The sequence below is a fragment of the Thauera sp. WB-2 genome, from assembly GCF_027594845.1.
Lineage (GTDB): Bacteria > Pseudomonadota > Gammaproteobacteria > Burkholderiales > Rhodocyclaceae > Thauera > Thauera mechernichensis.
On the sequence record NZ_CP088935.1, the window covers coordinates 385,592 to 409,651 of the forward strand.

The following is a 24,060-nucleotide window of genomic DNA, read 5'->3' on the forward strand; positions in this document are numbered from 1 at the left end:
ATCAACGGCCGTTGGAGATCCGGCCAGGAATTCCCTCGCTGGATCGCCTTGGGTGACCGGTTTACGGAGGCCAACTTGAACCCTGACTTGGCTCGACTCGGCCAGAAGCAGACACAGGGAGCAGTTTCCGAAACCGGCCGTTCGACGCGACGCCGATGGGTTCCGGGCATGGGCAGTGAATCCGCCAAGATTGTCAAGGGTCGCTCTACCTTTCGCTAGAGGGGCGGCAGTGCATCGAGAGGTGATCGGACGCCGGCACCGCCGACTTTCAGTACGTGCGTGTAGATCATCGTCGTCGAGACGTCGGAATGGCCGAGCAGATCCTGCACAGTTCGAATGTCGTAACCGCTACGGAGCAAGGCCGTTGCGAATGAGTGGCGCAGGGTATGCGGTGTAGCAGGCTTCGCGACACCTGCTTCTTCCACAGCACGTTTGAAGGCGCGCTGAAAGGTCTGGTCATACATATGATGGCGACGCACGACACCGCTCCTTGGGTCGGTCGAATGCGTGTGCTGCGCAAAGACCCAGAACCACGGCCAAGAATGCCCGGCGCGCGGATACTTCCGCTCAAGGGCGTCGGGAAGCGCAACGCCGCTGCGGCCCTCGCCCTGGTCCTTCAGCCAGGGCAATCGCACCTTCATGTCATAACCCCAAGCAACTCGGCACGAAATTCGTCGATAGTCGCCGCCAGCATGCGCTTGGACTTGATGCTCGCCTTGCGCGTCGTGTTGAGCCGCAGCAGGTTCATCACAATGTGGCGAACGATGGCCAGGTTGTTGGCGGCATAGCCGCTGCGCACCCGTGACTGATCCTCGTTGAACTGCACGTCCAGACACCAGTGAAGCCGATTCTCCACCTCCCAGTGACTGCGTACGGCCCGAGCGATGCGCTCGGCGTCGGCGGGCAGGCTGCTGATGTAGAAGACGCGCTCGGTGCTGGTGTGATCGCCCACGGTGCGAATGCGCTCGACCACCGCGAAGCTTGCCAGATCCTGCCAGTCCTCGGACTTGTAGAGGCGATCGATCGCGGCGTAGGCGCGGCATCGGCGGATCTCGATGCGACCGTGGTCCTTGATCGTGGTCTCATGGGTCGAGCTCGGCGTCAGCGGCCCTCGCGGATCGATGTCGGCAAACAGGATCGAATCGTGCAGGTTCGGATGGTTCTCCTTCACACACAGCACGTAATGCGCGCCGCGCTCGCGGATCGTGCGGGCGATCTTTGTCTGGGTGCCCATCGCGTCGATCGTCACCACGCAGCCCTCGATCGCCAACTTGGCAAGCAGTTCGGGAATCGCGGTGATCTCGTTCGACTTCTCGGCGGTCGCCGTCTGGCCCAGCACGACGCCCATGCCGGCCGCAAACGCGCTCACCAGGTGCAACGGACTGGCGTCAGTCTTGCTCTTGCCGCCCGAGCGCCGGCTCGTCTTGCCGTCGATCGCCACGACCGTATCCCCGGCCAGCGCCGGCACCACCATGCCCACCCAGCGCCGGAACGCGGACTCGAACTCGTCGGGCGCGATCAGGCCGAACACGCGTCCGATCGTGTCGTGAGACGGGATGCCATGCTCAAGCTTCATGAAGCCTCGCAACCAGTCGATCTTGGCCTCGGCCCACAACTCGATGTCGACGAAGTCGTCGACACCCGAGAGCACCGCGCACACCGCCACCGTCAGCAACTCGGCCAGGACGTGGCGCGCATGCCGCGCGCTGCGCGGGTCGGAAATCGAGACGAACACCTGCGTCAGCGGCATGACGTTTCCTGCCTTCATGGGATACCCAAAAAGGTAGGAAACTACACAACTTATGACAATGTGAACAGGAGTCTCGCAAGGTCATGAAAGTAAAAGCGTTATTGCATTTGCTTATGCGAAGTCGGTGCGATTGCCCTGGTCCTTCAGCCACCATGCCCGGGCACGCGCCAGCTGCTCGCGCAGGCCGGGCACCAAGCTCTCGGGCAACATCAATGCCCGATCCTTGGAGCCCTTGCCCTCCCGCACGATGATCGTGCCGTGATCGAAATCCAGATCCTTGACCCGCAGTTGCAAACCCTCGCTGATCCGCATGCCCGTTCCATACAGAAGCTGGGCGAACAAACGATGCTCCCCTTCCAGAAAACCGAGGATGCGAACCACCTCATCCGGGGTCAGCACGAGCGGCAAGCGCCGCGACGGCCGAGGTCTTCCGATCTCCTGAAGCCAGGGCAGATCCACACACAGCACCTTGCCGTAGAAGAACAGCAAGGCCGCCAATGCCTGCCGATGCGTGGATGCCGAAACCTTACGCTCGTTCGCCAGCCAGGACAGGAATGCCTCGACTTCGCTGCTGCCCAAGGTTGTCGGGTGACGCACACCGTGGAAACGGATGAAGGCATGAACCCAGTGGACATACGCCTGTTCGGTTCGTAAGCTGTAATGCAAGTAGCGTATGCGCTCACGCAAGGGCACCTCGAATAACGCGAGGTTTTCAGTGAACCCGACCGCCAAATACTGGCCATGACCGAATTCGGTACGATTTCTTCGGCGAATCACCGCTTTACCCGGCGATATCGCCCCGTTTTCCTTCCGAATCGCCCTCTGAAGCGGCGATTCGGCCCATTTCAGGCGTCAGAAAGCCTCAACTCCGGCCTTCTGGAAGTACACCAGCCGCTTCAGGTTGTAGCAGGCGGCCATCATCGTCATCGCAAAGTTCGCTCGCGCTTGACCGATCGTGCGAATCATCTTGCCACCCATCTGATCGATGGCCGCGAACACGTGCTCGACCCGGGCGCGCGTCTTGGCGATACGGTGATTACGCCCTTGCTGGCATTCGGACAGCGGCTTGTTACGGGTGCCTTTGCGCTGGATCTGATTACGGTAGCCCTTGTCCTTGAGCCAGTCTTCACGTCCCTTGGACGTGTAGCCCCGGTCCGCATAGACGTCTCGGCTCGTGTTCAGGGTGTAGAACACGTTCTCGAAGTGCTGGCTGTCGTGAGTGCTGGCCGTGCCTGTCTCGATTTTGCGGATGACCTTGTACTTCTTGTCGACGTTGATCGAGAGCTTGTAGCCGAAGTGACTCTTGCCGTGCTTCTTGGTCCAGGTGGCATCGGTGTCTTTCTGGCGCCGCTTGGCCGGCTTCCAGTCAGCCGGCATCGCACCTTCCTTGACGAGTTTGTTCTCTTCACGGCTGTTACGTTGCTTCGGTGCAGGTACCAGCGTCGCATCGACGATCTGACCGCCGCGGGCAATGTAGCCGTGCTTGAGCAGTTGGGCCGTGACTCCGTCGAACAGGACCTTCGCGCCGGCTTCGCCGATGCGATTCTCGAACGTCCATACCGTCGTTCGATCCGGAATATTGACCGCGCTGGCCAACCCGCAGAAGCGCTTGTAGCTCATGCGGTCGAGCAACTGATACTCCATCTGTTCGTCCGACAGGTTGTACAGCCGCTTCAACACCAGAATCCGCACCATCGTCTCGGTCAGATACGGCGGACGACCGCCTTGCGGACTCACCGGACGCGGCGCCACCCGATCCACTTCCGCCGCCAACGCCCCGAAGTCGATGTACGACTCGATCTCGGCCAGCGGATCTCCGAGCGTGTCGATCTTCTTGCGGTGATGCTCGTCGGCGAATAGGTCCGTTTTGATGGCGGTGCGATTCTTCATGGCTGGCGTCAGAGAATCAAATCAGGACAACGCAATTTTACCAATCACAGAGGTGCCGAGGTTTTTCGAGGTGCCCGCAACTGGTCCAGAACCTTGACCGAACGCAGCGGCGGTAACGGTGCAGTGCTGGTTTTCATGGCTTGTTATGACTGTTGTTTTGTACAGTCTATGCCCTGTGCATCAAGGCAGCAAGCGCTTTACGACGCAGGTCGGTGTTCGATGTTACGGAGCAGTGCCGATGTTACACAGCAGGGCAGTCGCCCTAAAACAAACTTAGGCCTTGAAAATATGGCACAGGATAGCCATCACCCGTTTGAAACGACGGAATACCTCGAGCGGGTTCATTGGCGCCACAGGGTAAAAGACAAGGAACTGGAGGTGGTCCCTTGCATTTCGTCTTGGTTTGACATTTGCGGGTACGGACAAGCACTCGAAAGCGTCGGTTGGCAGTTGACGAAGCTACGGGACAGAGGGCTATTTGACGCCCTAGAAAGCGCCTATTCATTGCTAGGTTATCCCCTTATTTCAGGTGTCCCGCCGATGCCAACCGAGCGTGTTCTGGTTATAAATGATGGAATCGCTCGAACAACCGACCTGGCCGATCCCGCATATATAAATCATGGGGCATTTCTGTTCTATGTTCGTGACCTGCTTATCAAACATTTCCAATTACAGCGAATACTGGTTGATCAGGCGCTTGGATTACGAACCATCTTAGCCGGGGGAGAAAGGTGCCAGTACACGCCCCAAAACGTTACTGGTCACTCCATCCTTCATTACACCGGAGAGCCGTCTGAGTACGGCAAAGGGCTACTTCAGCAACAGTTCGTCTATCATCCAGCCGAATTCCAGATGAATACCGCATTCGCTATGGCGTACACGGTTGAAGCTCTTGGTTCAAAAGGTGAAATTACACCAAATAGGTTATACATCACCGATACTTGGCTGAAGAATATAAATGCAGTCTTGCCAGAGCCGGTGGTAGTGGACGGTGGAGTCATCCGTCTTCCGTGGAACGGCAGCGCGGGCATATCCATCGCTTTTGACAAACGGATATCCGTAAACACAAAGGGCTTTACAACCGATGTGCTTATTAACCCGGCAATCAAATAGCTAAATTACTGAGCGTACCGAACGTACTCATGGCTGAAATACGACCGCACACGATCCGGCATCGCAGCGATGCGTTCCATGCACGTACGCGCCTTCTCGAGAAGTGCGGCGGCGGTCTTGGCAATCGGCCCGGAGCGTATCGTCGTTTTCAGATCCCGGTTCAGATACTCGTCGGGGTTGAGTTCCGGCGCATACGGCGGCAGGTAAAACAGCTCGATCTTCTCGGTGTTTTCGACAGCCCACTCGCGGACACGGTTGGCGCGGTGCACGCGCAAATTGTCGACGATCAGGAACACCTTACGCTGCGCATCCTGAATCAGGTCCTTCAAGAACACGATGAAGCGGTCCGCATCAATGGCGCCCTCGAAGAACGAGAAGCGCACCAAGCCCTGGTTGGTGATCGCCGAGATCATCGATGTCGATCCGTGGCGACCGGCCGGCAGTCGAAGCTCAGGCGTCAGCCCCGCCATCGAGTAGCCGCGCACCCAGTGCGAGTCCTGGCGAATGGCGGTCTCGTCACCCCAGTAGATCTCGGCATCCTCAGTCTTGGCGCGCGCAACGATCTTCGGATACTCGTCCTCAAGCCACGCCTTGAGCCGGGCCGGATCCTGCTCAAGCGCACGCTTGACCGGCCGCTGCGGCGTGAAACCCCACCGCCGAAGGTACTCACCGACGGTGCGAATGGGCATGTCGATGCCAAAGAGCTGCTTGATCGCGAGCATGACCGCGCGACGATTCCACAGCGCAAACTCGAGCTGCAGTTGGGCGGGGTTCGAGCCAATGATCTTCAAACGCAGTTGCTCCTCTTGAACCAGCGTCAAAGTTCGTCCCGAGCCATGGCGCCGACCACGTTGCCCGCCCTTGATGACGGCGTCGAGGTCGTCGGCCTGGGCGCGGCGTGCCCATTTCAAAACGGTACCGACATGAACCCCACACACCTCAGCGATGTGCGTCCATGTGTAGCCTTGCTTGCGCAGTACAAATGCTTGGCGACGAATGTGTTCCAGGGCTTCGGGCGGAAGCTTGCGGGCATCGATCTTTTCCATGCCCGAATTATATCAAAACCTATTTGATTGCCGGGTTAATAGGGTGAGTGATTTTGTGGTGCACAAAGAATTCGAAGGCGAAGAAACGCATTTCCCAATGGCCGAGCATGATGCGTTTTGATCACCGATTTACAACTGCCTGGGCGTCCGTATGCCCCCTCCACGGAAGGCCTAACACTACGCTCCAAAGGGACGCTTCGCCGGCAAGCCGGCTACGCGCCCCTGAGCTTGCACGTTAGTCCTCACCAGCTACCATCCTCAGCGCACCATTACCGTACTAAGGAAGACCAGAGTGAATTTCACCGAAGAAAACATTGCCGCGCTGTTTGGGCATGAAGCCGCGGAAGATGAAGATATAGAGCGTTTGAAAAGCTATTACCTCAAGGGCGCTGTTTATGAGCAGGTTGCAAACGAACTGCCCATACGGGTCTTGGTGGGACACAAAGGCATCGGAAAATCTGCTTTATTCCATGTGGCGATGGCCGAGGATGCCGCAGAAGGGCGGCTATCACTATTGATCAAACCGGATGACATTGCTGGGATCGGCGACGCAGAAACAAATTTCCTGAAGTTGATCCGCGAATGGAAGACTGGCATCACCGAGATTATTGCGAGAAAGGCACTGATTTCGTTTGGGCTGCTCCGCGCCGATTGGCGAGGAAAACTCAACGAGTACGGCGGTAAGTTTATTGACTTTCTTCAGTCAACCTTTAAGGCCGACAATTACGCAAATCTATCTGGAGCTAAGCGCGCGGTTGTCGATGACTTCTTGAAGAGCGGAAAGATATTTGTCTACCTGGACGATCTTGATCGCGGCTGGCAGGGCAATCCTCAAGACGTTAAGAAGCTCTCTGCACTTCTCAACGCAGTGCGCGACCTAGCGTCGGAATGCAAGGGGGTCTGTTTCCGAATAAGCCTACGATCTGACGTCTACTACCTTGTGCGAACGTCGGACGAATCCACCGACAAGATCGAAGGGTCGGTTTTGTGGTACGCGTGGACCAACCACGAAATCCTTGCAATGCTGGCCAAACGGATCGAACACTACCACGGTCGCCAACATACGACGCCCGAACTTGTTGCGATGAATCAGATTCAGCTAGCACGCTTCTTGTCTCCCGTCATGGAGGAGGTATTTCACGGTAGAGGAAACTGGAAAAATATTCCGACCTATCGGATGCTCATGTCTTTGGTCAGGAAGCGTCCGAGGGACATCGTCAAACTGTGCACACTGGCCGCCCGGAATGCTCGCGCCAACGACAAGAACATCATTGGTACGGACAATTTCAACGACGTCTTCGAGGAGTACTCACAGGGCCGCCTTCAAGATACGGTCAATGAGTATAGGTCAGAGCTTCCTGACATCGAGCGCCTTCTTCTAGGCATGAAACCATCGCGCGAAGAGAAGAAGACCGCGGCCGGGTATGTTTATACGACCGAGGGCTTGTTCTCGAAGATTCGCAATGTTCAACAGAGCGGCGCGTTCAAGTTCCATGGCGGTAGGACGGCGGACTTCAAGGATTTGGCGGCGTTTTTGTACAAGATCAACTTCATCACGGCGCGCAAGGAGGTTGGGGAGTTGATTCAGCGACGATTCTTTGAGGAGAGCCGATATCTCTCCCACAAATTCGTGGACTTTGGTTTTGACTGGGAGGTTCATCCCGCCTATCGCTGGGCGCTGCAACCAGATAACCTCAGTGAAGTTTTTGATTCCCTTCGCGCGACCGCAGATTGAAGCGAGGTCTAACAACAACGTGAACTCGGACGCCCAACTTCGCTGCGCTCCGTCGGGCGCCGGTTACGCTGAACGTTAGCGCTCTTATGCAGACATCGTTCCTTCAACTCAATGAGGGCTGGAATGCAGAGCCCAATGCGCCGAGTTCGGCCGTCGAGATCCAAGGCTCGGACTTGGTCCTTTCGTTCTACGTCAATGCATTTCAGTACCCTGAGTTTGAAGAGGACGAAGTTGCAATCTTGCGCTTCGTGCACTGCGAACGTTATCGCCTTGGCTCAATGAATGATGAGGGCTGGTTCCGAGGGCAGTGTCGATTTAGCAAACTTGCCCCTGCATGGGGTGAGTTCTATCTAGTTCAAGGCGATAGCGCTTTGCTTAATGCGCGACAAGACTGGAAAACTATTGATTCACCCAGCGGCAATGGCCAACATTTCTTGTTTTATTTCCGCGACGACACGTTTGAATGTGTTGCTGAGCAATGTCTCATCGAACCGAGCGCTAACAATGCGCTCCAGCGGACAGGAAAAAAGCTTCGCTTTTCGCCTGTCGCTGAGCTCCGTCGTTAGCGCTTATCAGGGCCTATTAAAGGGAGTGCAGGATGCGAAGAGGCCGATATTACTTGGGCCGAGTAATTAAGCTCGGAACCCTCGATCAAGAGCGGCTCATGAATGCCATCGCTGAAGCCGCCACTATTTCGGTGGGCCAATCCCGTTGGACCATCACGACCGTCCTAGATAGGCGGCATGAAAGTCTCCCATTTATCTTCGGGAAGCTCGCGAAGTTCGCTGACGTAGGGCATGTTACGCTTGTTGATACGTCGACCAAGTCCGAGGTTGATGCAGAAGCACCAAATCTATTGATTGCGAGCGCTCCCTTTGTTTACCTACCGGAATACTCGGGCCTTGCATACATGCATGTGTGGAATGGCGTCGAAAGCGACGTATTCCCCCGGAGGTTCAAAGCGATCATTGAGGCTACCTATGACAATTTCTTCGTTGGCTGCAATGTCGAGCCCGTAGCAGACTATCGAGCCTTTGGCCTCAAGCTCCAAGCGTTAGAGCGAATTACCGAGTTGTCCGCCAAGGTGCATCCGCCAAATCCACTGTTCGGTCGTCTTTGGGGATCGTTGAATACCTACATCAAAGAACGGAACGCCTCCGAAGTTTCTGTTCGAGAGACTCAAGACCAGGGCGAAGGGCTTTCTACGGCTATCACTCGTCTCGTTACCGCGATCCTGCGTGACCCAGCCTTCGAACCAGATGGCGAGGTCGCGATGGCAGATGCCGCTATGCTCATGGCAGCAGATGGATACGGGATAGGTCGAGTCGTTGGGACTCATGACGGGGAGGATGTCGTAATCCGTACTTCGGACACCCAAAAGAGTTTTTTGTTCTCTAAGGAGCCTCACCCTGAAGATCTGGCTGTTGAGGCAGTCAGGCACTTTCAGCGAGTAAGTGCCGAAAGGGATATGAAGCACTGATGAGGCAGCTCTTTGAAACCATTCGCTTCTTTTTTCTGAGCCTTGAGGCGGTTGTCGTGCTTGTCGGTGTCCTCGTTGAAGCGCTGTATTCCAATCAAGTTCTGTCATTAGCAACATCAATAAAGATTCCCGAGGAGCAATTGAAGTATCTCGTAATGCTTCCTGCTGGCCTGTGCGGTTGGACATTCTTGTCAGGGCGACGTCTGCTTTTTCCAGAGAAAGACAAGTCGAGTGTACTGCTCGAATGGCCGGATTATTGGAGACTTAAAGCCGGCTTCAGTGCAGCGCTTGCATGGAGCCTGATCTTCATGGCCAGTTCCATTATCGTCTGGTTTGCGAACTGGAGCCAACCAACATCGAGTGCCCTAATTGCTCTTGCTGTATCAGTCATCGGGGCCGCAGTCTGTTCATTGAGCGTTTACAACGCTCAAACCAACGTGGAGGAAGCCGTTGGGAGGTTCCGTGAAAGGCGCTAACAATCCCATGAACCCCGACAGCCAAAAGCTACGCTCCTTCGTCGCTCCGCTTTCGGCTTCGGGTTATGGGCGACGTTATGCGTAGATGGCTATGGACGACGAATTTCTGACAGTATCTCCTCCGATCTATATGGTCGGAATGAAGATCGGATGCTGGAAGTGCGGGGAAAGGATGCCGGTGGTGGCACTTTTGGCGCCGACTGTTGAGGGTATAGATGAGGTTTGTGTTCTTTCAGATGTTGTTGCTCTCCCGGACGACATACTGAGTTACGTACAAAAACGAATGCCAACGTTCCAGTTTAGGTACTCTAAGACAGTTATTAACCCGGCAATCAAATAGCTAAATTACTGAGCGTACCGAACGTACTCATGGCTGAAATACGACCGCACACGATCCGGCATCGCAGCGATGCGTTCCATGCACGTACGCGCCTTCTCGAGAAGTGCGGCGGCGGTCTTGGCAATCGGCCCGGAGCGTATCGTCGTTTTCAGATCCCGGTTCAGATACTCGTCGGGGTTGAGTTCCGGCGCATACGGCGGCAGGTAAAACAGCTCGATCTTCTCGGTGTTTTCGACAGCCCACTCGCGGACACGGTTGGCGCGGTGCACGCGCAAATTGTCGACGATCAGGAACACCTTACGCTGCGCATCCTGAATCAGGTCCTTCAAGAACACGATGAAGCGGTCCGCATCAATGGCGCCCTCGAAGAACGAGAAGCGCACCAAGCCCTGGTTGGTGATCGCCGAGATCATCGATGTCGATCCGTGGCGACCGGCCGGCAGTCGAAGCTCAGGCGTCAGCCCCGCCATCGAGTAGCCGCGCACCCAGTGCGAGTCCTGGCGAATGGCGGTCTCGTCACCCCAGTAGATCTCGGCATCCTCAGTCTTGGCGCGCGCAACGATCTTCGGATACTCGTCCTCAAGCCACGCCTTGAGCCGGGCCGGATCCTGCTCAAGCGCACGCTTGACCGGCCGCTGCGGCGTGAAACCCCACCGCCGAAGGTACTCACCGACGGTGCGAATGGGCATGTCGATGCCAAAGAGCTGCTTGATCGCGAGCATGACCGCGCGACGATTCCACAGCGCAAACTCGAGCTGCAGTTGGGCGGGGTTCGAGCCAATGATCTTCAAACGCAGTTGCTCCTCTTGAACCAGCGTCAAAGTTCGTCCCGAGCCATGGCGCCGACCACGTTGCCCGCCCTTGATGACGGCGTCGAGGTCGTCGGCCTGGGCGCGGCGTGCCCATTTCAAAACGGTACCGACATGAACCCCACACACCTCAGCGATGTGCGTCCATGTGTAGCCTTGCTTGCGCAGTACAAATGCTTGGCGACGAATGTGTTCCAGGGCTTCGGGCGGAAGCTTGCGGGCATCGATCTTTTCCATGCCCGAATTATATCAAAACCTATTTGATTGCCGGGTTAATAAAGCTAAGTACTTTGCCAATATCTGCCCCAATTGCGGAATGTTGTCCGGTGACTTCTTTCTGCATTCAGAACCAGGGGCGCCGTTTTTTCCGACGTGCGGAGAGGAAGCTCGGCTCCTTTATCTCACAGAGGTCCCGGTGCAGGATCCAGTGCGCATTCGGGCTGGTTTTCACGTTGGAACGGGCGAGTTAATCCTGGATCATGCGAAACGAATCGCATAGCAGGCGGTCAGGCACCCGGGAAGAGCGCGGCCGCTTTCCCGGGTGCCTGACCGCACCGTTGAACGACAGTTTTCCCCAAAGCTCTCTGGCGGCTATGGATCGGGTCGAGACGCTCGGGGGTGGTGGGCCGGGTTGCATCACTGGTGAAGGTCTCAGTCCGGCCAGAGGCAGTCAGTCATCGCTCCGCGATGCCGATCCAATTTGCTATCAGATTCTTTAGAATCCCTAACTCGTAGCGCTACAGCACTCAATTGCATCGCAACTGCCAGCGTTGGCTTCCCTCCTTCACCCGTAGGGTAAAAGTTGAAAAACCGTCTGTTTACTGTCCTTCTGACAGCCGCTGTCTTTGGTCTGGGCTCGGCTGTCAATGCTGCTGAGATTTCCGATGCTGAAGCAATGAAAGCCATCTCTGCAGTCGTGCTGCCTGCCATGGAAAAGAATCAGATTCCTGGTATGGCAGTGGCATTGGTCTTGGGGGAGAAGACGTATGTCTTTAACTATGGCGTGTCAGATGTTGAGAAACAAACACCAGTAACTGACGAGACGATTTTTGAGATTGGCTCTATCAGCAAGACCTTCACAGCCACACTGGCGACGCACGCAGAAGCCACTGGGAAGCTGAAGCTGACCGATACCGCAGCAAGTTACTTACCGGAGTTGGGTGGTACGGACTTCCGCAACTTGCAGCTTTTCCATCTTGGAACGCACACCCTTGGCGGCATTCCTCTGCAGGTGCCTGATGAAGTCCAAACTCGGGAGCAGCTTCTGGAATACTTCCGCACCTGGAAGCCTGCATTCAGAGCCGGCACGATGCGTACTTATGCAAACCCGAGCATCGGTGCTTTAGGGTGGATCACGGCGAAAAGTCTGGGGCAAGATTTCAGCACCGCCATGACTCAAGCCATTTTCCAGCCCCTTGGTCTCACGAGCACTTATCTGAGCGTCCCTGCACAGAAGATGTCCAGCTACGCTTGGGGCTACAACAAGGATAAGAAGCCTGTGCGTGTCAATCCAGGTATGTTGGACAGTGAAGCCTACGGCATCAAAACAACGGCTTCTGACCTGAGCACCTTTTTGAAGGCCAACATGGGCATGTTGCCCTTGGATAGCATGCTGCAAGCGGCTTTAAACAATACTCGCAAGCGCTATTTCAGCGTAGGCCAGATGACTCAAGGCCTCATCTGGGAGGAATACGCAATGCCTGTTGACTTGCCTACGCTGCAAGAAGGCAATGCTCCCAAGCTTATCCTGAATCCGACCCCAGTAAGCGCTAAGGTTCCTGCAGCCACACCTGAAAGCAATGTGTGGGTTAACAAGACTGGTGCCACCAACGGCTTCGGTGCTTACGTTGCGTTTGTGCCTGAAGAGCGCTTTGGGGTTGTCTTGCTGGCCAATAAGAACTACCCCAATGCCGAAAGGGTGGAAATTGCTCACAAGATCCATAGCAATCTAGCCGGAAGGCAATGACAGCCTGGGTCCGCAGGACTCGTTGGCGAGCGGCAGTTTGCGGGAAGCGAACCTCAAACGGCGGCTTTCCTCCGACGAGTCGGGTGAGGTGTCGTTCGCAACCCGACCCACAAGGGACAGATGACCTGTTCATCACCCTTGGCGGCTGAGCAATTGGAAACCTGCTGCGCGAGATCTTAGGGTGGCTGTTAATCTGGGGCAGCCATGTAATCAAGCGCACTTCGGTGTTGCTGCTGTCCATTCACGACAGATGCGAATAGTTTGCTCGGTGGCGAGCGGCTCGCGAGTGAGTCCGCAGCGTGCGCCGCCTTCCTCTTTCAGAAAGTGAGCGCATTGATGACATAGGCCGAAGGCACGCTGTCCATTCACGCGCTGCATGGCTGAAAGCAGTTTGCGCAGCGTGCTCTCGAGTGCATCGGCCTCACCCGTTCGTTCGCAGAGCAACTGCTCCACACGCTCTACCCAACTATCCCTCAAGACAGACTCGCCTGCGGGGGTCAATTTCAGGTGCACGCGCTTGCCGTGTCGCGCGTCCGGCTCCTTGGTCAGCAATCCCTTGCGTTCAAGCACCGCGAGCGTCTGCGAGACCGTCCCGCGGGTGATGCCGAAATACTCCGCAATGGCGATGGGCAGGTCGCTGTAGCGGTTGGCCAGTTTGAGGTAGTGCAAGACCTGAATGTGGATCGGCAGCAGGCCGTGGCGCGTCGCTTCGTCGCGGACGGACTGCTGCACGAGTGCCCCCAGGCGCTCGAGCAGGAGAGAGGTCTGATTCATGCTTGTAATGTATCGCCTCGATGCATTTCTTGACAAGCAGGATGTGGTCACTCTAATCTGCATTATGCATCGCCTCGATGCATGTGACCGATAGCCCTGAGGAGTCAATCATGAGCGAAGCCGTGTTCTTCCATGCTGGTTGTCCAGTGTGTGTATCCGCCGAGCAGCACTTCATTCAGGCGCTCGATCCGACGCGATACGCGGTAGAGGTCGTCGATCTGGGCAAGCAGAAGAGTCGTATTGCTCAGGCCGAGCGCTACGGCGTGGTGTCGGTGCCCGCGCTGGTCATCGACGGGCAGCCGTTCCACATCAACTTTGGCGCTGCGCTGGCCGATCTGAAATAGGAGGTATCCAAGATGAAACGCATCCTGAGCTTTCTATCTTCGATGGCGCTCGTTCTGCCGGCTATCTCGGCCGAACCGCTCGTGCCATACCCGGAGGAGTATCGCGGCTGGCATCACATCAAGACCATGGTCATCGACGAAGGCCATCCGCTCTATGAGGCCTTCGGCGGCATCCATCACATTTACGCGAACCCGAAAGCCTTGGCCGGCTACCAGTCCGGGACGTTCCCGGATGGTGCCGTCATCGTGTTCGATCTTCTGGAAGCGATTCCAGCCGACAATGCCGTCACGGAGGGGACGCGAAAGGTCGTCGGTGTGATGCACCGGGACGCGAGGGAATATGCGGCGACAGGCGGCTGGGGGTTCGAGGGCTTTGGCGGTGGCGACCGAGCAAATCGGGTCGTGGGGGGCAATGCAGCCAGCGCCTGCTTCGCTTGCCACGAGCCGCAGAAGGACCACGACTACGTGTTCAGTCGCCTACGGGATTGAAATGCCACGTAGAGGAAAGCTCCGATGGCACCCCGGTGTCTGGCAGAGGTCTGGCGCGTACCGCAGGGCCAGCGCGACATTCCCGCTGGATGCAGGGCGCTGACGCTTTCGCCTGAAGCAATCTCCCGGCAGGCGCGCGCGGTGCCTGCCGGGAGTATGACGTCAGGCGGTGGCGGGGGTGCCGAGCGCGCGCTGGGCGACTTCCTTGGCCCAGACGTAGTTCGCCTTGCCTGCGGCCGAGCGCATCACCTCGGGCACGGTCACGATCTCCTTGGGCACCTTGTAGCCGGCCAGGTGGGCATGGCACAGCGCCTTCAGCGCATCCAGGTCGAGCGACATTCCGGGCCGCACCGACACCACCGCGGTCACCTTCTGGCCCCAGCGCGGGTCGGGCAGGCCGACGACGACGGCGTCGAGGATCTGCGGGCTCATGCGCAGCGTCTCCTCCACCTCCTCCGGAAAGACTTTCTCGCCGCCGGTGTTGATGCAGTTGTTGCCGCGCCCGAAGACGATGATCGCACCGTCGTCGGCGAGCTTGGCGGCGTCGCCGGTGATCGCGTAGCGGGTGCCGTCGATGGTGACGAAGGTCTCGGCAGTCTTGACCGGGTCGCGGTAGTAGCCCAGGGGCAGGTAGCCGCTGCGGGCGAGGATGCCGGACTCGCCGGCAGCGGCGATGCGCTTGCCGTCGACGACGACCTTGAGATCGGGGCGGGCGGCGATCTTGATCATGCCGCCCTCGATCGGCTTGGCGCCCATGCCGAGCTGGCCGCCCTCGGACGAGCCGATGCCGTCGCTGAAGTACACGTTGGCGGGCAGGAAGGGCTTGAGCGCCTCCTTGATGTGGGCCGACATCACGGCGCCGCCATTGCCGAACAGGAACAGGGTGGACAGGTCCCAGCGCCCGGGGTGGGCCTTGAGGGCGTCGAGGATGGGCAGCGCCATGGCGTCGCCGACGAGGGTGATGCCGTTGAGCTTCTGTGTCGCGGCGATGTCGAGCACGTGCTCTGCATTGAAGTGGTGCTGGTCGTTGAGCACCACGGTGTGGCCGGCGAACAGTGACACCATGGTTGCCCAGTGCGCAGCGCCGTGCATCAGCGGGGCGACCGGCATGAAGCGCATCGGGTGCGCCTTGCGGATGCGGTCGGCGAGCTCTTCGGGGGTCTTGACCGGGCCGTCGGCGGGGGCGTAGAAGCCGCCGCCACCCAGGCTGCCGAAGAAGAGATCCTTGTGCGGCCACATTACGCCCTTGGGCTTGCCGGTGGTGCCGCCGGTGTAGAGCAGCGAGAGGTCGTCGTCGCTGCAGCGGATCCCCTGCAAGGCGCGGGTGTCATCGAGCAGCGCGTTCTCGTAGGCGACGGCGCCGGCGAGCGCCGGCGTGCCGCCGCCGGTGCGCACCTTCACGGTCAGGCCCGGTGCGGCGTCGAGCACCTCGGTCACGGCGGGTTCAAGTTCGGCGCTGTAGAACAAGGCCTTGATGCCGGCGTTGTCGTAGATGTAGCGCAGCTCGTCCGCGACGTAGCGGTAGTTGATGTTGGCCGGTACTGCGCGCACACGGCAGGCGGCGAGGAAGGCCTCGAGGTACTCCGGCGAGTTGTACATCTGCAGGCCGACGACGTCGCCCTGGCCGATGCCCTGGGCGTGCAGCCAGGCGGCGAGCTGGTCAACGCGTTCGGCCATCTCGCGGTAGCTGCGGCGGTTGTGGCCGATGATGAGCGCGTCGCGCTCGGGTACGGTCTCGGCGGTGATCGCGAACAGGTCCGCGAGGCTGAAGCTGCGTGGATTCATGATGTCTCCGTCGTGTGGTTGTCGTGTGATCGTCCCGACTGGCATGACCATGCGCGGGACGGCGGCGGGTTCAGATCGCGCCGGCGGCCCTGAGCGCCGCGATGGCGTCCTCGCCGTGACCGAGCTCGCGCAGCACCGTTTCGTTGTGTTCGCCGACCGCGGGTGGCGGGCGGTCGAGCGAGAAGGCGTAATCGCTCATCTTCACCGGGAAGGCGAAGTAGGGTGCGCTGCCGCCGTCGGGCAGCGGCGTGTCCACCGTCATGGCGCGCGCGGCGGTGAGGGGGTGGGCGAGCACCTCGTCGATGCGCAGCACCGGGCTCACGCAGGCGTCCACGCCGGCCAGCGCTGCGGTCCATTCCGCCAGGGTGCGCGCCTTGATGATCTGTGCGACCTGGGTTTTCACCGCTGCGCCGGATTTGCCTGCCGCCCAGCCGCTCTTGCTCAGCTCCGGGCAACCGGCAGCGGCGCAGAAGGCCTGCCAGAATTTCGGTTCGAGCGCGCCGACCGCCAGATGGCGGCCATCGGCGGTCTCGTAGGTGCCGTAGCAGGGCAGGCCGCCGGACAAGGTGTCGTGGCCGGCGGGAACCGGCTGCTTCCAGGTGTGTAGGCTGGCCAGCGGCTGGACGTTGAGCGCCATCGCGCAGTCGGTCATCGACACGTCGATGAAGCGGCCCTGGCCGCTGCGCTGGGCGTCGAAGAGGGCGGCGAGGACTGCCATCGCCGCCGACAGCGCGCCGCCGGCAAGGTCGGCGATCGGGAAGTTGCCCGGATGCGGCTTGCCGCTCGGTGCGGCGCTCTGTTCCAGGATGCCGGCGTAGCTCTGGTAGTTGATGTCGTGGCCGCCGAGCTCGGCGAGTGGGCCGTCCTGGCCGTAGCCGCTGATCGCGCAGTACACCAGCTTCGGGTTGATCGCCTTGAGATCGTCATAGCCGATGCCGAGCCGGCTCATCACGCCGGGGCGGAAGCCCTCGACCACGACGTCGGCGTCCTTGGCCAACGAATGGATGATCTCGCGCGCGCCGTCGGCGCGCAGGTTGATCGCCAGCGAGCGCTTGTTGCGGTTCACCGCCAGGAAGAAGTGCGAGATCGGCGTGCCGGCCGGGCCACGCCCGGCTTCGCCGCCGGGCGGCTCGATCTTGATCACGTCGGCGCCCATGTCGGCCAGGTGCAGGGTGCACATCGGCCCGGGCAGGAGCTGGGTGAAGTCGAGCACCTTCACGCCGCTGAGGGGTTTGCTTGCCATCGTACTGTCTCCTCCGTGCGGCGCTTCAGGCGCTTTCCAGGTCGCGGAACGGAACCTTGCGGTCGCTGCGGATCTCGCCGGGCAGGCCGAGCACGCGTTCCGCGATAACGTTCTTCAGGATCTCGTCGGTGCCGCCGGCGATGCGCGCACCGGGCGCGCCCAGCCACAGGCGCTGCATGTAGCGCCAATTCCCGCCGAGGGCCTCGAAGCCGAGCAGGCCCTCGGGGCCGGCGAGCTCGATCGCGAAGGCGGCGATGTCCTGCATCGCCTTGGCGGCGACCAGCTTGGTGATGGCCATTTCGGGGCCGGGCGCCTTGCCCTTCGAGATCGCGGTGAGGCCGCGGGCGATGACCAGCTCCACGCCTTTCTGCTGCAGGTAGGCGTCGGCAATGCGGGCGCGCACGCGGTCGTCCTCGATCGCCGGACGCTCGTCCCATGCGCACTGCTGCGCCAGCGCGATGAGGTGGGCGTGGAGGTCGGTAGGCAGGTTGCCGCCGACCGACAGGCGCTCCTGCATCAGCGTGCTCAGCATCACCTTCCAGCCGCCGCATTCGGGGCCGAGGCGGTAGCTGTCGGGGATGCGTACGTCGGTGAAGAAGACCTCGTTGAACTCCGCGTCGCCCGACATCTGGTGGATGGGGCGCACTTCGACGCCGGGGGCCTTCATGTCGACGATGAACATGGTCAGGCCCTCCTGCTTGGGCTTGTCCCAGTCGCTGCGGGTGAGCAGGATGCCGTAATCGCAGAAGTGCGCGCCCGAGGTCCACACCTTCTGGCCGTTGATGATCCAGTCGTCGCCGTCGCGCACTGCGCGCGTGCGCACGCCACCGGTGTCGGAGCCGGCGCCGGGCTCGGAGAAGAGCTGGCACCAGATCTCCTCGCCGGCGAGGCCGGGACGCAGGAAGCGGGCCTTGAGCTCGGGCGCGGCCCAGGTCATCACCGTGGGCAGGCCCATGCCGATGCTGACCTCGAAGATCATGCCCGGCACCAGGTAGGCCGCTTCTTCCTGCTGGTAGATCACCTGCTGCATGGCCGTGCCGCCGCGGCCGCCGGCCGCCTTCGGCCAGGTGATCGCGGCATAGCCGGCGGCGGCCTTCTTCGCCTGCCAGGCCTTGGCGGCGGCGAGCTTGGCCGCATCGTCCAGGCCTTCGCCGAAGACCTCGTCGGGGCGGGTTCGCTTCTGGCCGTTGGCTTCCAGCCAGGCGCGCACTTCGGCGCGGAAGGCGGCTTCTTCGGGGGTGTCTCTGAAGTCCATGTGGGCGTATTCCGCTTACGCGGCCTCCTTGATGAGTTCGTCGGCCAGGCGTGCGCGCCAGGCGTGTTCGCTGCCGATGATCTGACCGAGATGACGGGCGCGGCGATAGTGGAGGTGGCAGTCCATCTCCCAGGTGAAGCCGATGCCGCCGTGCAGCTCGATGCCTTCCTCGGCGGCGACGGTGTAGGCGCGGGTGGCGGCCACGCGCGCGGCTGCGGCCGCCTTGGGCAGTTCGGGGGCGTCCGAGGACAGTGCCCAGGCGCCGTAGTAGGCGTGCACCCGGGCCAGCTCGATAGCGGTGTAGATCTCGGCCATCTTGTGCTTCATGGCCTGGAAGCTGCCGATCTGGCGGCCGAAGGCCTTGCGCTCGAGCGAGTAGTCGCGTGTCGCCTCGAGGATGCGGGTGGCGCCGCCGACCTGCTCGAAGGCGAGCAGCACCGCAGCGCCGTCGAGCACGCGGCTGGCGACGGCTGCGCCATTGGCGCCCGTCAGGCGCTCGGCCGGGGTGCGATCGAAACGGAGCTCGGCGAGCGGGCGGGTGGGGTCGAGCGAGGGAAGCGGGTTGCGGCTGACGCCGGTTCCCGCGAGCTCGACCAGCACCAGGTCATCGCCGACGCGCAGCACCGCCAGCCCGGCGATGCCGCCGTCGACCAGCGCCGGGCTGGCGCCAGTGAGCGTTCGTCCGTCGAAGGCGAGCGGGGCGGCGGGGCGGTAGCGTTCGCGGCTGCCCAGTGCGGCGGTGGCGACCACTTCGCCGCTGGCAATCTTCGGCAGCCAGTGCTGCTTTTGCGCCTCGCTGCCGGCGCGCTGGATCGCTTCGGCGGCGAGGTAGAAGCTCGAGGCCAGGGGGACGGCGGCGAGGTGGCGACCGGCTTCCTCGGCGACCAGGCATAGCGCCAGGTAGCCGAGCCCGGCGCCGCCGTACTGCTCGGGGATCGCGGCGGCGGCCGCGCCCATTTCGATCAGGTTATGCCATACGGCCTCGGCATGGCTGGCCCGGCCCTCCAGCACCTCGCGTACCGCTTGCGAGGTGCTGGTCTCGGCCAGCATGGTGCGCACTGCGTCCTGCAGCAGGCGCTGGTCGTCGGAAAAGTCGAAATTCACGCAGAGACTCCTTGGGACTGCGCCGCCAGCTCCGGAGGAGGTGGCGGCGGGGTTCGTGGCGGTGAGGCGGGCGGGTCAGCGCACGGCTGCGGGCGGTGTGACGCGACGGGCGCCGTAGAAGGTCCTGCCCTCGGCCGCCATGTCGCGCAGCAGCTGCGGCGCCGCGTACTGCGCGCCGTAGCGCGCGGCGAGGCGGTCGCATTCGGCGACGACCTTGTCGATGCCGATCGTGTCCATCATCGAGAACGGGCCGCCGAGGTAGGCGGGGAAGCCGACGCCGAGGATGGAGCCGACGTCGCCGTCGGCGGGATCGATCAGCACGCCCTCTGCCATCGCCTTGGCGGCATCGACGAGCTGGGCGTAGAGCATGCGTGCCTTCACCTCATCCACGCTGGGCTGCTCGGCGAGCGGCGGGAACAGTTCGGCGAGGCCCGGCCACAGCTTCTTGCTGCCGTCCGCGGCGTATGCGAAGAAGCCCTTGCCGTTCTTGCGCCCGTGGCGGCCGAGTTCGCCGACCAGCTTCTCGACCAGGCGGAAGGTGGGCGTCGGCTTGAAGGCGTCGCCCTCGTCCTTCTTGCGCTGCTGGCTGGCGTGGTAGGCGGTGTCCAGGCCGATCTCGTCGGAGACGGTGAGCGGGCCGACCGGAATGCCGGCCATCTTCGCTGCGTTCTCGATCAGCGCCGGATTCACGCCTTCGGTGACCATCGCCAGGCTCTCGTTGATGTAGGCACCGATGAAGCGGCTGGTGAAGAAGCCGGGGCCGTCGTTGACCACGATCGGCGTCTTCTTCATCGCCTGCGCGAGGTCGAGCGCGCGCGCCAGGGTCTCGGGCGAGGTCTTGTGGCCGCGGATGATCTCGACCAGCGGCATGCGCTCGACCGGCGAGAAGAAGTGCATGCCGATGAAGTTCTCCGGGTGGGCGCCGGCCTCGGCCAGCTCGCTGATCGGCAGCGCCGAGGTGTTGGAGGCGATCACCGCATGCGCCGGCAGCACGGCGTCGAGCTTGCGCGTGATCTCGGCCTTGATGCCGCGGTCCTCGAACACCGCCTCCACCACCAGCTCCACGTCGGCCAGCCCGGCGTAGTCGGTGGTGGGGTGGATGCGGGCGAGGATGGCGTCGGCCTTGTCCTGCGTCATGCGGCCCTTGGCGATGTCCTTCTCCAGGCGCTTGGCGGAGTAGGCCTTGCCCTTGTCGGCAGCGGCCTGGTCGCGGTCGATCAGCACCGTCTCGATGCCGAGCTTGGCGCAGTGGTAGGCGATGCCCGCGCCCATCAGGCCGGCGCCGACCACGCCGATCTTGCGGAGGGTCGTCTTCGGTACGCCTTCGGGGCGGTGCATCAGCTTGTCCGCCTTGCCCTTGTTGATGAAGAGCGTGCGGATCATGTTGCGTGACACCGGGTCGAGCTGGAGCAGGGTGAAGTACTTGGCCTCGACGTCCAGCGCCTTGTCCATCGGCAGTTGCGGGCCTTCGTACAGGCAGGACAGGATGGCCTTGGGGGCGGGCAGGTTGTGGAAGGTCTTGGCCTGCAGCATGGCGTTGCTCACCACCAGCATCTGCGCCACGGCGGGTGAGGACGGGCCGGCGCCGCCGGGGATCCTGAAGCCCTTCTTGTCCCACGGCTGCACCGGGTCGCCTTCCTCGACGAGCCAGCGCTTCGCCTCGGCGAGCAGCTGGTCGGCGGGCACGACCTTGTGCACCAGCCCCATCTTCAGCGCCTTCTCGGCCGACAGCGCCTGGCCTTCCATGACCACCGGCATCGCCGCCTGGATGCCGACCAGGCGCGAAACGCGCTGGGTGCCGCCGCCGCCGGGCAGCAGGCCGACCTGCACTTCGGGCAGGCCGAGCTGGATACCGCGGGCGTCCGACACCACGCGGTAGTGGCAGGCGAGCGCGATCTCGGTGCCGCCGCCCAGTGCCGTGCCGTTGATGGCGCAGGCCACCGGCTTGCCGCAGGTTTCCATGCGGCGCAGCAGCTTCGACAGCGAGGCGTTCATCTTCAGGCGCTCGGCCACTGGGGTGTCGTCCACCTTGTCCAGGTTGGCTTCCATGACCTTGAGGTCGGCGCCGGCGGCGAACACCGGTTTGCCCGAGGTGAAGATGGCGCCCTTGATGCTGTCGTCGGTGGCGAGGCGCTCGATCGCGGCGGCGATCTCGTCCATGAACTTCATGTCCATGGTGTTCATGTTGCTGTCGGTACGGTCGAAGAGCAGGGTGGCGATGCCGTCGGCGTCCACCGAGATGTGGATGACTTCAGTCATGACTGTCGATTCCTTGATGTGGTCCGGTGTCGCTCAGACGAGCTCGATGATGGTGGCCGTACCCATGCCGGCGGCCTCGCACAGCGTGACCAGGCCGGTGCCGACCTGGCGGCGCTCCATCTCGTCGAGCAGGGTGCCGAGGATCATGGCGCCGGTGGCGCCCAGCGGATGGCCCATGGCAATGGCGCCGCCATTGACGTTGATGCGGTCGTGCGGCACGTTGAGCCGCTCCATCAGGCACAGCACGACCGAGGAGAAGGCTTCGTTGAGCTCCCACAGGCCGATGTCGGCGGCGGTCATGCCTGCCTTCTTCAGTGCCTTCTGCGCGGCGTAGCTCGGGGCGTCGAGCATCAGCGTGGGCTCCGAGCCGACGGTGGCGACCGAGCGGATGCGCGCGCGCGGCTTGAGGCCGGCGCGCTTGCCTGCGTCGGCATTGCCCACCAGCACGGCGGCGGCGCCATCGACGATGCCCGAGCTGTTGCCGGCGTGGTGCATGTGGGTAATCGCTTCGAGCTGCGGGTACTTGAGCAGCGCGACGCCGTCGAAGCCGTACTGCGTGCCCATCTCGAGGAAGGAGGGCTTGAGGGCGGCGAGCGATTCCAGCGTGGTCTCGGGGCGGATCGCCTCGTCCTTCGCCAGCACCGGCAGGCCGAGCACGTCCTTCACCGCGACCACCGAGCGCTCGAACCAGCCATTGGCCCAGGCCTGGGCGGCGCGGCGCTGGCTCTCCACCGCATAGGCGTCGCACTGTTCGCGGGTGAAGCCATGCAGGGAGGCGAGCAGGTCGGCGCTGACCCCCTGCATGGTGAAGTACATCTTGAAGGCGACCTGCGGGTCGAGCGCCATGGCACCACCGTCGCTGCCCATCGGCACGCGCGACATGCTCTCCACGCCACCGCCGATCGCCATGTCCACCTGCCCCGAGCCCACCTTGGCGGCGGCGAAGTTCACCGCCTCCAGGCCCGAGCCGCAGTAGCGGTTGATCTGCATGCCGGGCACGCCATGGTCGAAGCCGGCCACCAGCGCAGCGACGCGGGCGATGTTGCCGCCCTGTTCGCCCACCGGCACCACGCAGCCGAGAAGCACGTCCTCGATCAGCGTACTGTCGAGGCTGTTGCGGTCGCGTACGGCCTGCAGCATCTGCGCGGCCAGTTGCACCGGGGTGATCTCGGCGAGCGCGCCGTCGGCCTTGCCTTTGCCGCGCGGGCTGCGCACATGGTCGTAAATGAAGACGTCGGTCATGACTATCCCTCTGTTTCGGTTCAGGTGTTCGGGGGCTCGGGCCGTGCCCTTGTGCGCTTCCGATCCATCCTTCGGGCGGCGTGCGTGGGCGACGGGCGGACGAGCCGTCGATGCAATCCTATGGCGCGGGACGGCCTTGACTTAAAATCCGAGCAAGAACTCGAACAGTTCGCTTGGTATGTTTGCAAGCAGCTGTTTTAAAATGGGAATGCTGCGATGCAAAAAACCGAACAAAAGAGGGTGCGGCGTGAAGCGGCGCTCAGGCATGTGCCCGTGCAGGCGCGCGCGAGCTTCACCCTGGAGGCGATCATCGATGCGGCGAGCGAGATCCTGCAGACGCAGGGCGTCGATGCGGTGACGACGCGCAAGGTGGCGGCGCGGGCCGGGGTTTCGGTGGGGGCGGTGTACCAGTACTTCCCCGACAAGGAGGCGATCCTGATGCAGATCAGCGAGCGGATCATGGACGAGGCCTCGATCGACGCCTCGCCGGAGCTGTTCCGTCTCAATCGTCAGTCGCTCGACGAGTTGCTGCAGGCCTTGTTCCAGCGCACCGTGCGCACCGAGATGCGTCTGCTCGGGCTGGGCAAGGACTTCTACCGGCGCTACGCCCGCCAGATGCAGTTCGGCCGTGCACAGGGGCTGGGGCGCGGCGAGGTCAGCTCGGCGCAGCTGGTCGCGAACATGGAACAACTGCTGCGGGTGCATGCCGAGGAGGTCGGCGAGGCGGATGGCGAGCTGGCGGCGTTCATGCTGGTGCGGGGCATGCGCATGCTGCTGGCGACCCTGGTCGAGGAGCGCCCCGAGCTGCTGGAGTCGCCATCGCTGGTGCCGATGCTGGTGCGCATCTCGCGTGCAATGACCGATGCCAGGCTGGAGGAGGTTGGAGAGGAGGAGGGGGTGCGTAGGGCCGTGCCCGGCTCCGGATCGTGAAAAGGGGGCGCCGGATCGTGTCCGACGCCC

Annotated in this window: 20 protein-coding genes and 2 pseudogenes; 9 read left to right on the forward strand and 13 right to left on the reverse strand. The window is 61.5% G+C overall.

Going from position 1 to position 24,060, the window contains the following annotated elements; translation table 11 throughout:
- Positions 1-215: 215 nt before the first annotated feature.
- The 4 genes and pseudogenes from LQF09_RS01645 to LQF09_RS01660 all read right to left on the reverse strand — a co-directional run.
- Positions 216-638, reverse strand: a pseudogene (locus LQF09_RS01645) (tyrosine-type recombinase/integrase); the annotation flags it as partial.
- Positions 638-1,768 (reverse strand): ISAs1-like element ISTha2 family transposase, encoded by a 1,131-nt coding sequence (locus LQF09_RS01650; RefSeq protein WP_083485707.1) that lies wholly within the window; start codon positions 1,766-1,768, stop codon positions 638-640. The gene LQF09_RS01650 and the pseudogene LQF09_RS01645, both read right to left, overlap by 1 nt.
- A 117-nt stretch (positions 1,769-1,885) precedes the next feature.
- Positions 1,886-2,482, reverse strand: a pseudogene (locus LQF09_RS01655) (phage integrase N-terminal SAM-like domain-containing protein); the annotation flags it as partial.
- A 120-nt stretch (positions 2,483-2,602) separates the two neighbouring features.
- Positions 2,603-3,640: an IS5 family transposase gene (locus LQF09_RS01660; protein ID WP_270068996.1), complete on the reverse strand. Its 1,038-nt coding sequence runs from the start codon at positions 3,638-3,640 to the stop codon at positions 2,603-2,605.
- Between the two features lie 93 nt (positions 3,641-3,733).
- On the opposite strand from LQF09_RS01660, the gene LQF09_RS01665 reads away from it, so the two are divergent.
- Positions 3,734-4,753, forward strand: a complete 1,020-nt coding sequence (locus LQF09_RS01665) for a hypothetical protein (protein ID WP_270068997.1) — start codon at positions 3,734-3,736, stop codon at positions 4,751-4,753.
- Positions 4,754-4,758: 5 nt separating this feature from the next.
- Here the strand turns inward: LQF09_RS01665 and LQF09_RS01670 are convergent, their stop codons facing one another.
- A complete protein-coding gene (locus LQF09_RS01670) occupies positions 4,759-5,799 on the reverse strand; it encodes an IS630 family transposase (protein ID WP_270068655.1) in 1,041 nt (346 codons plus the stop codon).
- A gap of 292 nt (positions 5,800-6,091) precedes the next feature.
- Between LQF09_RS01670 and LQF09_RS01675 the strand changes: the two genes are divergently transcribed.
- From LQF09_RS01675 to LQF09_RS01690, 4 genes are all read left to right on the forward strand, one after another.
- Positions 6,092-7,534 (forward strand): P-loop ATPase, Sll1717 family, encoded by a 1,443-nt coding sequence (locus LQF09_RS01675; protein ID WP_270068998.1) that lies wholly within the window; start codon positions 6,092-6,094, stop codon positions 7,532-7,534.
- A gap of 86 nt (positions 7,535-7,620) precedes the next feature.
- Positions 7,621-8,100: a hypothetical protein gene (locus LQF09_RS01680; protein WP_270068999.1), complete on the forward strand. Its 480-nt coding sequence runs from the start codon at positions 7,621-7,623 to the stop codon at positions 8,098-8,100.
- Positions 8,101-8,198: 98 nt separating this feature from the next.
- Positions 8,199-9,014: a hypothetical protein gene (locus LQF09_RS01685; RefSeq protein ID WP_270069000.1), complete on the forward strand. Its 816-nt coding sequence runs from the start codon at positions 8,199-8,201 to the stop codon at positions 9,012-9,014.
- The gene (locus tag LQF09_RS01690; RefSeq protein ID WP_270069001.1) at positions 9,014-9,490 is read left to right on the forward strand and encodes a hypothetical protein; all 477 of its coding nucleotides are present in this window, start codon (positions 9,014-9,016) and stop codon (positions 9,488-9,490) included. Before LQF09_RS01685 ends, LQF09_RS01690 begins: the two co-directional genes overlap by 1 nt.
- Before the next feature lie 345 nt (positions 9,491-9,835).
- Here LQF09_RS01690 and LQF09_RS01695 read toward each other — a convergent pair whose 3' ends face one another.
- Complete coding sequence (locus LQF09_RS01695) at positions 9,836-10,876, reverse strand: IS630 family transposase (protein WP_270068655.1); 1,041 nt, start codon at positions 10,874-10,876, stop codon at positions 9,836-9,838.
- Positions 10,877-11,441: 565 nt separating this feature from the next.
- On the opposite strand from LQF09_RS01695, the gene ampC reads away from it, so the two are divergent.
- Entirely contained in the window at positions 11,442-12,605 is a 1,164-nt protein-coding gene (gene ampC, locus LQF09_RS01700) for a class C beta-lactamase (protein ID WP_270069002.1), read from the forward strand.
- 210 nt (positions 12,606-12,815) lie between these two features.
- Here the strand turns inward: ampC and LQF09_RS01705 are convergent, their stop codons facing one another.
- Positions 12,816-13,379: a MarR family winged helix-turn-helix transcriptional regulator gene (locus LQF09_RS01705; RefSeq protein WP_002925108.1), complete on the reverse strand. Its 564-nt coding sequence runs from the start codon at positions 13,377-13,379 to the stop codon at positions 12,816-12,818.
- Between the two features lie 110 nt (positions 13,380-13,489).
- Here LQF09_RS01705 and LQF09_RS01710 point away from each other — a divergent pair, with 110 nt between their 5' ends.
- Together LQF09_RS01710 and LQF09_RS01715 are read left to right on the forward strand one after the other, a co-directional pair.
- The gene (locus tag LQF09_RS01710) at positions 13,490-13,723 is read left to right on the forward strand and encodes a thioredoxin family protein (RefSeq protein WP_270069003.1); all 234 of its coding nucleotides are present in this window, start codon (positions 13,490-13,492) and stop codon (positions 13,721-13,723) included.
- A gap of 12 nt (positions 13,724-13,735) precedes the next feature.
- Positions 13,736-14,212 (forward strand): cytochrome P460 family protein, encoded by a 477-nt coding sequence (locus LQF09_RS01715; RefSeq protein WP_270069004.1) that lies wholly within the window; start codon positions 13,736-13,738, stop codon positions 14,210-14,212.
- A 162-nt stretch (positions 14,213-14,374) separates the two neighbouring features.
- Here LQF09_RS01715 and LQF09_RS01720 read toward each other — a convergent pair whose 3' ends face one another.
- The 6 genes from LQF09_RS01720 to LQF09_RS01745 form a co-directional block, all read right to left on the reverse strand.
- The gene (locus LQF09_RS01720; RefSeq protein ID WP_002925102.1) at positions 14,375-15,997 is read right to left on the reverse strand and encodes an AMP-binding protein; all 1,623 of its coding nucleotides are present in this window, start codon (positions 15,995-15,997) and stop codon (positions 14,375-14,377) included.
- Positions 15,998-16,067: 70 nt separating this feature from the next.
- A complete protein-coding gene (locus LQF09_RS01725) occupies positions 16,068-17,240 on the reverse strand; it encodes a CaiB/BaiF CoA transferase family protein (RefSeq protein WP_270069005.1) in 1,173 nt (390 codons plus the stop codon).
- 25 nt (positions 17,241-17,265) lie between these two features.
- Positions 17,266-18,495 (reverse strand): acyl-CoA dehydrogenase family protein, encoded by a 1,230-nt coding sequence (locus LQF09_RS01730; RefSeq protein ID WP_270069006.1) that lies wholly within the window; start codon positions 18,493-18,495, stop codon positions 17,266-17,268.
- A 15-nt stretch (positions 18,496-18,510) separates the two neighbouring features.
- Entirely contained in the window at positions 18,511-19,599 is a 1,089-nt protein-coding gene (locus LQF09_RS01735) for an acyl-CoA dehydrogenase family protein (protein ID WP_270069007.1), read from the reverse strand.
- Between the two features lie 75 nt (positions 19,600-19,674).
- Complete coding sequence (locus tag LQF09_RS01740) at positions 19,675-21,858, reverse strand: 3-hydroxyacyl-CoA dehydrogenase NAD-binding domain-containing protein (RefSeq protein WP_270069008.1); 2,184 nt, start codon at positions 21,856-21,858, stop codon at positions 19,675-19,677.
- 33 nt (positions 21,859-21,891) lie between these two features.
- Positions 21,892-23,100, reverse strand: a complete 1,209-nt coding sequence (locus LQF09_RS01745; protein WP_270069009.1) for an acetyl-CoA C-acetyltransferase — start codon at positions 23,098-23,100, stop codon at positions 21,892-21,894.
- Between the two features lie 216 nt (positions 23,101-23,316).
- Here LQF09_RS01745 and LQF09_RS01750 point away from each other — a divergent pair, with 216 nt between their 5' ends.
- Complete coding sequence (locus LQF09_RS01750) at positions 23,317-24,030, forward strand: TetR/AcrR family transcriptional regulator (protein WP_270069010.1); 714 nt, start codon at positions 23,317-23,319, stop codon at positions 24,028-24,030.
- Positions 24,031-24,060 lie beyond the last annotated feature (30 nt).